The 11,044-nt window shown below is 57.1% G+C and carries 7 protein-coding genes; 5 read left to right on the plus strand and 2 right to left on the minus strand.

The features are described 5' to 3' along the window. Nucleotides 1-452: 452 nt before the first annotated feature. Nucleotides 453-1,097: a hypothetical protein gene (locus VGN12_05510; GenBank protein ID HEY4308890.1), complete on the plus strand. Its 645-nt coding sequence runs from the start codon at nucleotides 453-455 to the stop codon at nucleotides 1,095-1,097. Nucleotides 1,098-1,378: 281 nt separating this feature from the next. Here the strand turns inward: VGN12_05510 and VGN12_05515 are convergent, their stop codons facing one another. After that, the gene (locus VGN12_05515; GenBank protein HEY4308891.1) at nucleotides 1,379-2,011 is read right to left on the minus strand and encodes a sigma-70 family RNA polymerase sigma factor; all 633 of its coding nucleotides are present in this window, start codon (nucleotides 2,009-2,011) and stop codon (nucleotides 1,379-1,381) included. 1,078 nt (nucleotides 2,012-3,089) lie between these two features. Between VGN12_05515 and VGN12_05520 the strand changes: the two genes are divergently transcribed. The 3 genes from VGN12_05520 (at nucleotide 3,090) to VGN12_05530 (ending at nucleotide 5,151) form a co-directional block, all read left to right on the plus strand. After that, nucleotides 3,090-4,190, plus strand: coding sequence for a hypothetical protein (locus VGN12_05520; protein ID HEY4308892.1), 1,101 nt, complete (start codon nucleotides 3,090-3,092; stop codon nucleotides 4,188-4,190). Between the two features lie 91 nt (nucleotides 4,191-4,281). Continuing rightward, nucleotides 4,282-4,491 (plus strand): hypothetical protein, encoded by a 210-nt coding sequence (locus tag VGN12_05525; GenBank protein HEY4308893.1) that lies wholly within the window; start codon nucleotides 4,282-4,284, stop codon nucleotides 4,489-4,491. Nucleotides 4,492-4,830: 339 nt separating this feature from the next. Then, the gene (locus VGN12_05530) at nucleotides 4,831-5,151 is read left to right on the plus strand and encodes a transposase (GenBank protein ID HEY4308894.1); all 321 of its coding nucleotides are present in this window, start codon (nucleotides 4,831-4,833) and stop codon (nucleotides 5,149-5,151) included. A 93-nt stretch (nucleotides 5,152-5,244) separates the two neighbouring features. On the opposite strand, the gene VGN12_05535 is transcribed toward VGN12_05530, so the two are convergent. Further along, the gene (locus VGN12_05535; protein HEY4308895.1) at nucleotides 5,245-9,255 is read right to left on the minus strand and encodes a protein kinase; all 4,011 of its coding nucleotides are present in this window, start codon (nucleotides 9,253-9,255) and stop codon (nucleotides 5,245-5,247) included. 611 nt (nucleotides 9,256-9,866) lie between these two features. Between VGN12_05535 and VGN12_05540 the strand changes: the two genes are divergently transcribed. Next, nucleotides 9,867-11,044: S8 family serine peptidase (locus tag VGN12_05540; GenBank protein HEY4308896.1), on the plus strand; the 1,178-nt coding region annotated here is incomplete at its 3' end.

Consider the following 11,044-nt stretch of genomic DNA (forward strand, 5'->3'; position numbering starts at 1 on the left):
CACGGATGAAGTAGCGATCGCGTAAACTGGCGAACTTTTTATTCCCCCTAGGGGGAATAAAGGCAAAAGAAAACCAACGAGAACCAACCCAGTTCCAGCCACTACCCAAAATCAATTGTGCGCAACTTGACGGACGCTACCTTTGTCTCCATTGCAGCAGCTCATTGGGTAACTGATCAGCATGTAGGGCGATATCCCCTCCTGGGCCGCAGCGCGCTACGCCATTGGGCGAGCCCATTGCGAATGTCTCGGCGCACATCGCGGCGCGATGGCGTATTGATTGAAGGTCATCGGCACACCCAAGCGGGAAAGCCGCGTGACGGGTATTTCGGCGATTTGGCGATTATCTGGTTGAGGCAGTTGCGCGGGTCATTCAAAGGATCCGCTGCCATCTGTTCCAGACTTTGGCCATTTGGGAACTTTCGTTTTGCGAACTTCAAAGGAGGGTTAAAATGTCGACTTTTCATTGTCATTTGCCATGTAGCTATCTTAGAACGCTGCCGGCGTGCCTCGGAGTGATGCTGGTTGTTTTGTCGTCAGCGGCAAGGGTCTCTGCGCAAGATAAAGGCACGGTCGCGCCAGCCAAAGCTTTCGATGTACATGTCAGCAAGGTGAAGGATCTAATCAGCAAAGAGGCGGACGCGGCGAAGCAAGCAGGCAAATACTTCAAATCGCTCTCGGAAGCGGAATTAACTGTCAAGCTGGCCGCTTCACCGACGGGCCCGGTCATCACCTTTATGGCTTGGAATACCACGACGCCCGGCGGAAATGTCGATCTTACGGTGGGAATTTACAACTCCGGCGCGACAACCAGTTACGACGTGTACGCCCACGTGTTCGCCGGGCCCGCCAACGCCGTCGCCGACCCAGGGCTAGCCCTGGCGACTGTCGACACACGTTTCCCTCGGCTGACCCAGCCAGCAGCGTTTGGTTTGACGCTGCATCCCGGCGAGAGCAAAGTGTTGCAGTTCCAGATCGCGGCGCCGAGCGGCATTGACAAAAGCTCCTACCTGGGGAACGTTTTCCTGTTCCAACTCCCCGGGTTTGGCGTTGGGACGGTCCTAGAGCGTAGTGCCTTCACCTTCACAGTGCACTAACAAGGACAGTGTTTAACGCGTCGACTGAGAACCAGCGGCGATGTCGAACGTCGCCGCTGGTTCTTTCACAGCATGCTCGGCTGTGCCGTTGTGCCCCGTTTTCGCACGGCAGGTAAGCGATACCGATGCATCCCTCAACACAGCCATGATGTCGCGGCAGTCAGCACGATCATACTGAGACCCGTAAAACGCCGCGCGATCCCATCCTCGGAAAACCTATTGAACGACACAAAAAGGCAAGGGGATTATCGAGCCCATGCCAGCCAACACGTCGAACGGCGCTATTCTTCCCGATCATGCGACTGCCAAACGTCCCGGATCATTTGTAGCCTCCGCTCGACGGTGCGGACCGAACAACGCAATTCTCGGGCAACTTCCTCGTTTGTCAGCCCCTCCATTTTCGTTTGAGCCAGGGTACGGAGCGAGTCTAGTGGCAGGCATGCGAGCAGGTCGCGAATTGTCTCAGCAGTTTGCAAGGCAAAATCCGGACTTGGTTCGTTGCCTACGACAGCATCGAGGTCGGGCCATTCCGAATTCATTGGCTCGGACAAAGTCAACCCCCCCCGTTTCTGTGCCTTTTCACGACGGATCTGGCTCACGGCCTTGCGCGCTGTGATGACGACTAAGAGACGCCACAGATCGTCTCGGTCGTGCAGTCTCGGAAAGTGACCTTTTTCGATGCGGCCGCAAAAGCTGGCGAAGGCACTTTGTACAACGTCCTCCTCATCGACAGCCCGTAACGTCACTCCAGCCAATCGCTTGTGGGCGAGTCTTATGAGACGCGCATAGTACCGTTCCCAAAGCTCTTGTGCGGCGGTCGAATTACCAAGGCGCAACTGGGTAATCCAGCGCGTGACCGAGCCAGAATCGATCGAGTTTTCCGCGGCAGGCATGAAGTCGTCTGGGATTGCCATGCGGCTCGCGCCCCTAAGGTTGTGGCGGAAAGCTGTCATTCTAGTCGCACCAACCGCGGTCTCACAGAGTCTCGCGCCACTGGCTGACGACCGTTGCACAAATCTCGCCGATTGTGGTGGCCGGCCACCACCATTTGCGAGCTACAGGACGCGGCGCGTCACGACTCGTGAGGCAGAGCGTGCGACGTGTCGCATGCTTCGGGGCAGTGCCTCACGCAGACGTCTGGCGCCGCCGGCCGAGACGGGAAGCCCGATCCCCAACCACAACCTGAGAATGGTATCGGGCGTTTTCTGACAAGACCGATACCAGCGGGAAATACCCGATCTACGGTCGGATTCGGGCATATTCAACTTTGTGTCTTGCGACGCCAATTGGCTCGATCTCACCGACTCTACGCCCGCTGGCGCTGCGCCCCCCAAATAAGCAAGAGCTGGAAAATACACTTCCTCGGCGACCACTCATTGCAACCTCCGTGGTCGCCCCAGGGAAGCGCGGCAATCAAACGGCGCTTCCAATTTCTTTGGAACCGAGAAGCGTCTTTGAGTGAGCTCCTGTTTGGATGCGCCGCTGGGTCGTTCATCGCGACGCAATCGCAACGAGATTGGTTGGCTACCCCGGAAGAGGAAGACTTGGTCGCTTCGAGAGGGACAGCCCTAGACGCGTGGCAGCCACCCGGCATCAGCAAGCAAACGTGCACAGCCGGCGCGCTCAGCAGCCGTCGTTGATTTCTAGACACGTTTCGCGCAACGGGATGAGACGTTGCCGTGAGATGGAAGAGTTCTGCGACCAGCATGACGACTGCCTCGAAACGGCGACGATCGCCTTTGCCTCGACGTTGCGCGTTTCAATGAGAAGGCAGCATCGTCACCCCCGATCGCCGCCTTACATGGATTCCGCTACCTTCGCGACGCCCAACAAATCTTTGTCGGGTCCGCGAACCTTTCAGCGAGATACATGGTAAGCCTGCGAGCGCCAGATTTCGGCGACTTTGTCGCGCCCGAGCGCTTGGCAGGTGACTCTTATCGCAATGCGAGCCGCGCACACACCGCGCTCGCGAGCACTGAAAGGAACCTGCGAATGAGCCCGTTTGACGACTTTGACCCGACCCGTGGCGAAGAATTTGAGGCCTTTGACGTCAGCACCGAGCCCACACCGGAATCCGCCATCGAAAGCCTTGGAGGGCTGACGACGAGCGAAGATGAGGCAATCTCGCTCCTGGCCGCCCGCGCGGAATTGGAGCAGCGGCTCATGGCAGCCCCTGCCGCAGCGACGGCGGCAGCATCCGATGTCGAGCCCTATGACCCCAACACCGTCGTTGGCGTTGGCATCGGCGAGAAAACAGTGAACGGCGTCGCGACCGGACAGCTCGTGGTCAAAGTGCTCGTAAAGGAGAAGCGGCCGGAGCGCGAGATTGGCGCCACGGCACTGGTGCCAAGAACGCTGAATGGTATTTCGACTGATGTTGAAGAGTCTGGTGACATCGACGCGAGCATGTTCACAGCGCGACGGCGACCTGCCCCTGGCGGCGTCTCGATCGGAAACTGCAGCCAAGTCATGGCGGGTACTTTAGGTTGCTTGGTAGCCCGCGGGACGCAGCTCTTTATTCTATCGAACAACCACGTTCTGGCGTTGGCAAACACGTCGCCATCGAATACCGGCATCTCACAGCCGGGCCGGCTTGATGGTGGCGTGTGTCCACAGGATATTATAGCGCGCCTTGCGCAATACATTCCAATCAACTTCACCCCGGGCGCCACAAATCTTGTCGACGTCGCAATTGCGCGCACGTCACCAACGCTTGTCGACCGTCGGCTCTTGCGCTTGGGTGGGGTGCTGCAGCCAATCGGCCCGGGTACTTTAAGCCCCTCGGTTGGTATGCAAGTGCAGAAAAGCGGTCGCACGACCCAACATACCCGCGGAACTATCGACGTCGTCAACCTTACGATCGATGTTGGATATGCGCCCTTCGGTGGCGTCGCTCGGTTTGTAAACCAATTCCGCGTTCGCGGCATTGGTGGTCCTTTTAGCAAGCCGGGTGACTCAGGATCGCTAGTCACGATGTTCCCGCGGAACCAGCCCGTAGGCTTGCTTTTTGCAGGTAGCAGGGACAACAACATGACCTTCTGCAACCCAATTGCCGCCGTGTTGCATTCCTTGGGCGTTACGATTGTGCTATAGGGGATTCAATGGTCGTGATTTGATCGCCAACGTCGCCACCGCGGTGCGAAGTGCCGCGGTGGCGACGAACTCTGACTGAGGTGAATTGCGCATGACGATCGAGGACGTCATCCATAGGCATCAAGCTCGCATCATGAGCATCGCCGGCGTTACTGGAATCGGTGAGGGACGCAAGGATGACAAACCAGCCGTCGTTGTTATGGTGCGACAGCTTACGCCCGACATCGTAAGTCGTATACCAACATTGCTGGACGGGCATCCCGTCGTTGTCGAGGAAAGCGGCGAGATTCGCGCCGGCTGATGTCCCCGGATTCGAGACCGATTCGACGGTTGACGCTCGTCCGGGTTATTAGGAACGAAATTGCACTGCTGACCCTCGGATTAACCAGTCCTAATCGCGCGAAGGACTAGGGACTCTACGGACTTTTGGTTCACGTAAGCCTCGTTGATGAGGCAGACTTCGTCTTCATCATGGACATGAATACCACTCACTGAGCATTACCGTCACTGCCGCCAACCGGCTTTTGTCCGCGACCCATATGGTTGGCGCAGGTTTAGCCTCCTGGATGCGGGCAATTGAACTGCGTAAATCGGTTTTGCTGCAGCATCGCACGCTTGAGGACAGAGAAAAGGACGTTCATTGACAACGACGCAACGGCACTCGCCAGCACAGATTGCGCGAAAGCTTCGAGATGCTGAGGCGATGATTGCTTCGGGAAGGACGATTGCGGAGACCTGTAGCGCTCTGCATGTCAGCAAGCAAACCTTGCATCGGTGGCGCGCCAGCCAAACCATCGCGGTTCGCGGCGAAGCCGGGCAACTCCACGAGCTAAGAGACGAGAACGTTCGGCTGCGGCGCATCGTTGCCGATCAGGCACTTCGGATCCAATCTTTGCAGGACGAACTAAAGCAAAAGCGTCAGGCCAACCGTGCACCAGAAGCTCGGGAACGCGGTAAATGAAATGATGGTGCCCTTGCGACCTACAGTCGGCGCCGCAAGGTTAAAGATCGCATGGCGGCAGCGTAGCCACATCCGGGGGCTTTTACACCGGTGTCACGGTTGGTTGCGCCAGAGAAGGTCACAGGCATTCCGATCTAGTTCCAACCAGTCCTTTTCCAACTTGAGCTTGGCGACGGGAGTTGGCGATCCAGTTTCATCGATCTCGAAGCCACTGTATAACCTCGCAAGGCGCGCGAGAAGTTCCGGAGATGTGAGACTGTCGCCGAGAGTCCACACGCGTACGTGCCCATCGGTGCTGACAGTTACAAGCTGCGTGCCATCCGCGTGGAATCCTACAAAAAGTACATCGTCCGTGTGCTGCAGGTACGGACAGACCGGTTCTCCGGTGGAGGCGTCCCAGAGTCGCACCCTTTTGTCGGCGCTCCCAGTGGCCAGGAGTTGCCCGTCGGGACTAAAAGCGCAACATGTAACATCGCGCGCATGACGCAGCAACCCGGTGACCGGCGAGCCTGTTGTCACGCTCCACACGCGTGCCACATCCGAGGCGGAAGCCAACGCCAACCTCGTTCCGTCAGGGCTGAAAACCGCGTTCAAGATAAACGGTCGGTCCTGAATTTGGCGAACTAATGCCCCGCTCGAAGCGTCCCAGACCTGTGCTACCGACTCACGATTGGACGTCAGGAACAATCGGCCGTCCGGAGAAAAAAGCGAGCACTTTTGATCAGCTGCGCCCTTTTGGGTTTGGAGGCCCAAAAGTCCGGACGACACGTCCCATACTTTTATGGAGCCGTCACCTGCCAGAGAAAAAATCTGATCACCGGTTATGCTGAAGTCGATCTTGACGACGGGCGTCCCGTGATGAAACTCGCCAGCAGGTGTCTTCGATGTTAAGTTCCACACTCTTATGCGACCATTCTTGGCTGTTGAAGTAGCCAGCAGTTCCGCATTCGATGAAAACACTGCCGACGTTATGGGACCGTCGTCAAGGTGAAAGGAATCGAGAGTCGTTTTCGACGATGCGTCCCAGATCTCGCTTCCGCCCTCATCGAATGTAACGGCAACGCGCCCTCCTTGGTCGGCCAGATCAGCTTGTCGTATCTTTCGCCCTTCGGCGACAGTTATTACATCTCCGGAATCAAGGCAACACAGGTGCGCGCCGCTGCGAGCACCCGTCAACAGCAGTCGTTCATCGTGAGAACATTGCACACTTTCGACCGGTTCGACTCCAGCGACGACAATCTCCGACTGATAAGGTGTCCCTAGTTTCCATACCTTTACGGCGCCATCAAACGAGCCTGTGACAAGCATCTGTCCGTCGTTTATCAGTTCCGCAGCGGGCACTGCCTCAGCGTGAACGAACGGAGGATACATTTGCTCGCCTGTTTCCAAATTCCATACGCGGGCAGTATTGTCGTCGCTGCCGGTCGCACACCGTCCTCCGTCCGGGGATACTGAGATGTGCAGAATGCGTCCAGTGTGGCCCTTCAGCAACTGGCTTTGCATATCCGACTCAAGGTCTAACACCCGCAGTTGCCCGTCCACGCAACCAAGGATCAAACTCTTCGAGCCCGAGATGGCGATTGCCGAGACTCCACAATCCTGCTGCAGGACACGCCGAATTGCACGAGTCGCCACATCCCAGACCTGTACCGTGCCATCGTGGGTAACGGTGACAAGCGAACTGTTGTCCGGGGAAAAGCAGACCCATTTAACCGGCGCGCCGTGCTGAACTTCGCCGACGACGTCACCAGTCTCCGTTGCCCAAATCCGTGCTAAAGCATCCTCGCCGACTGTGGCGAGCAGAGTCCCGTCTCGATTGAAGGCGACCTGATTCACTTTGCCATTATGACGTGGCGTCAGAGCCACCGTCCCTCCGGACTCAGGATCCCATAGCCGTGCGATACCATCGCGACATGCCGCCGCCACCAGCTTGGCATCCGGGCTGACGGAAATTTGAGTGGGAGTACCGAAGCGGTGAAGCTGTTGCGGACGGTCTTCCAAATCAGACACACTCCAGACTCCTACGTTCCCATCAAAGCTGAGCGTTGCGATGCGCATCCCATCGTTAGTAAAAACGCATTGTGAAACCGGCGACCCACATTGCAGGACACGAGGATTCTCCTGCGGTTTCTCAAGATCGCGGAGGGTAACTGTGCCCTCAGTTGACGCAATCGCAAGAAGTTCTCTTGAAGGATTCCGTTGGACTTGCACGACGGCGCTGCGATGCATCCAAAGATGGGCCAGCTGTGGAAGAGCGCGTATCGTTGCTGCCATCCGAACACGATGAACTGGCCACCGCACCGCGCTCGCGTCCTGCGAACGGACGGCTGCGGAGAACCACGGCAGCGCATTCGCCGGGTTACCAGCTTCAATCAGTGCATTGCCGTTGGCCACGTAAAGACGCTCAAGACGTGCGATACTTTCCTGAAATGCCTGCTGGGCCCTCTCGTTGGCCAATGTCGTTCGAGTAACGTTTTCGTCGGAGACCCTTCGCGCGGCATCGATGCGAATCGCGGCAATGATAGATACGACCGACAGGCTCAGCATGAGTGTTAAAATCGTTCCAAGAAGAGCTGTGGTCCGAGGATTGCGACGCACCCACCGCCAGCTGCGCTCGAATCGAGTTACTGGACGCGCGTGGATTGCCTCTCCAACCAGAAACCGCCTTAAATCGGCGGCAAGCTCCGCGGCCGATTGGTAGCGACGCACGGCCGACTTTTGCATGCACTTCAGGCAAATTGTCGCGAGATCGCGGGAGATGCGATCATTAAGCGCGAGTGGCGATCGCGGCTCTTCGTTGACAACCTGGTCGATCAGCATGCGGACATTGCCACGAAACGGGCGTTCGCCAGTCAGCATTTCGTAAAGCACGACCCCCAGGCTATAGGTGTCGCTGCGTGCGTCGATACGCCCGATCTCGCCAAGCGCCTGTTCCGGGCTCATGTAAGCGGGTGTTCCCAGCAATTGCCCTTCCATTGTCAGGGCGACATCCCCGCGGTCACTTTTGGCGAGACCAAAGTCCATCAAAAAGGGACGTCCGCCGGCATCGACCATGATGTTCGACGGCTTCACATCACGATGAACTACCTGACGCTCGTGCGCATAGTGCAGAGCGTCGGCGACGATCGCCACAATTGCCGCCGCTTCGCGAACGTCCAGCGGGCCAGTCCCAAGGCGTTTTGCCAGCGTTTGTCCGTTGACAAGTGCCGAGACGATAAAGGGGATATCGTTGCGGCTACCTACGTCATAAATCGGAACGATGTTTAGATGGCTTAAACTTGCAGCACTGCGGGCTTCACGCAGAAAGCGTTCTCGCTCCTCTGAGGAGTCGAAGAATCCGCTTCTGGGAATCTTTACAGCCACCGACCGGCCAAGCTCTGTGTCGAAAGCGCGGTACACGCTGCCGAACGCACCCTCTCCCAAAGGCTCCATAATCCGGTATCGAGCAAGCTCGACTAGTTGCGGCGGGCCGGAATGCGGCGGCGGACGCTCCACGGCATTTGATTCCTTGTCCGGCAAGGCATTGGTGGACTTCCCGTCATCGGCGGACGCAACACTCGATGTCCCAACGACACGATTCGACGGAAGCTCGTTCGACAATTTGCTGTGATCTGACGTGCGCGTGGAAATCGACGGCTGCCGGTCAGCACAGTTCGAATCCTCCGCCGAATCCTTCGGCGGCGTCGTGCTTTGCCGCCAACGCGACACGGCGGCAATCAACAGAACCAGAGCGTCCTCGTCGCTTTGTAGTTCCGGCAGATCCGTAAGATACTTGTCGACCGAGGGGGCTTCACCGGCCTTGAATCGATACTCAATGTCGATAAGAACCAGCTCCAGAAGCAGGGCCGCACGTGCCTCAATCTCCACGTCGCAATAGTCACGAATTAGTGGTGTTCCACCAGCGCGTTCTTGCCAAGCATGTTCAAAGCGATCAATCGCGACTTCGGCCTTTGCCAACGTGGAAAAAGCCTCTTTTCCAAGGTGCGGCATCAGGCGACCGTTTGCCGTAAAGGCTTGTCTTTGACGGGGGTAAGCGTACACCTTGTACGAATCATCCCAACCGCCAATTGTATTCGCTGGCTTGAGGCAAGTAAAAACGCTCACGCAACGCTAACGTATACAAACGCCCTGGCTTTTTTTAATTCTGTTCTCTTTGCATACCGACCGAGGGACGGGTAAACTCCGCATGGTCGCGGCCACGCGTCCGATCTGTCGAGTCAGTTTTCCGCTCGCGGAATTAAGTCTGATCTCAGGAGAAATACTCGATGCGGATTCCCATGCAGGTCCCGAGTTCCATTCGCACTTTAGGAGCTTCCCGTGCCGCCAGCCAGCGTCACGATGGCGGCCGCATCACACCATCGGCAACGACAAAAGTCTCGCCAGGAATTTTATTCCTCAACGACGGAGACTGGCCAAAGTGTCAATACGGCATTTTATGGAAGGTCCTGTACGACCTGTTGCCCTAGCTGTTAGGAATTAATGACAATGAATATCCCTCTGCAAATACCGGCAGCGAGAAGTGGCAACGCGACTCCTGTAACTTACGGCGCGGCACGTTATTCCCCTGCTGTCCGTCCCTCAGGACACCAGTGCCCCACCGGGCAACAGGCATGCGGCTGCCCAGGATCAGATACTATTGTTTGCTGCGATCCCACGAAAATTTGTTGTTGTAGCAGCGGTACGTACGGTGGTCCGTCATGTGAGAACGGGCCTTCGTGTCCTACGTGATGTCGGAGCTGCCAGCACTTTGGGCTGAAACGAGGGGTGACCGGCGAATTTGCATCGCCGTCTTGGATGCGCCGATCGACCTACACAATCCAAGTTTGGCTGACGCTGCAATAGAGCAGATTTTCCGGTCGCGTGACTCGGTTCACAAACCGTGTGGGATTTCACACGGGACCGAGGTGGCAAGTGTCATTTTTGGTCGACATGATGGTTCCGTTCAAGGTATCTCGCCCGAATGTCGCGGCGTCAGTATTCCCATTTTTGATTGTTGGCCGGATGGGCAACCTTCGGCTCGGCAGGCCGATCTCGCTCATGCCATACGCGTGGCGCTAGCAGCCGGCGTACAGATCATTAATGTGAGCGCCGGCCAGCTTGTACCGCATCTTGATGCCGAGCGCGAGTTGTTTGAGGCAGTACGGGAGTGCGTGGCACGTCGCGTGCTCGTAGTGGCGGCGGCCGGAAATGATGGCTGTGATTGCCTGCACGTTCCCGCGGCTCTGCCTTCAGTACTTACGGTTGGAGCGATGAATTCCCATGGGCAGGCATTGGAGGAGAGCAATTGGGGTTCGGCTTATCAAAGGCAGGGTATTCTTGCCCCGGGCGAGAACGTTCTTGTGGTATCGCCTGATGGCAACTCAATACCCAAAAATGGCACAAGTTACGCCACCGCCATTGTTTCAGGTGTTGCGGGGTTATTGCTTAGTCGGCAATTGCAGCGCGGGCGCCAGGCCGATCCCTTGCAAATTCGCGAAGCACTTTTGAAAACGGCGATTGGATGTGACAAGTTAGCGGGCGAGGATTGCCGGCGTTTGTTGGCGGGTCGATTGAATGTCCTTGGCGCAATTGCGTACCTCGACCATTGGAGCAACACCAAGATGGATGAATCGAACGATTTTATCGAAACCCGTGCCACCGAGGCGTTGGCCGAACCAAAGTTTTTCCCGTCAATCGGAGTGAACGCCACAGAACCATTGGAGGGAAGGTATGCAGGGCGCGTTGTGCCCGATGGGCGCAAGTCAGTCGATAGCTCACAATCCGCAGCGATCCAACCGGCTGCATGCTCAGCCTGTCGTGGTGAGCGCGAGTTGGTGTACGCGCTTGGCCAGCTCGGGCACGACTTTGGGACGGAGGCTTGCCTTGATGCATTCAAGCAGCGGATGCGCTTGCT

It is taken from the genome of Pirellulales bacterium, assembly GCA_036499395.1.
Lineage (GTDB): Bacteria > Planctomycetota > Planctomycetia > Pirellulales > JACPPG01 > JACPPG01.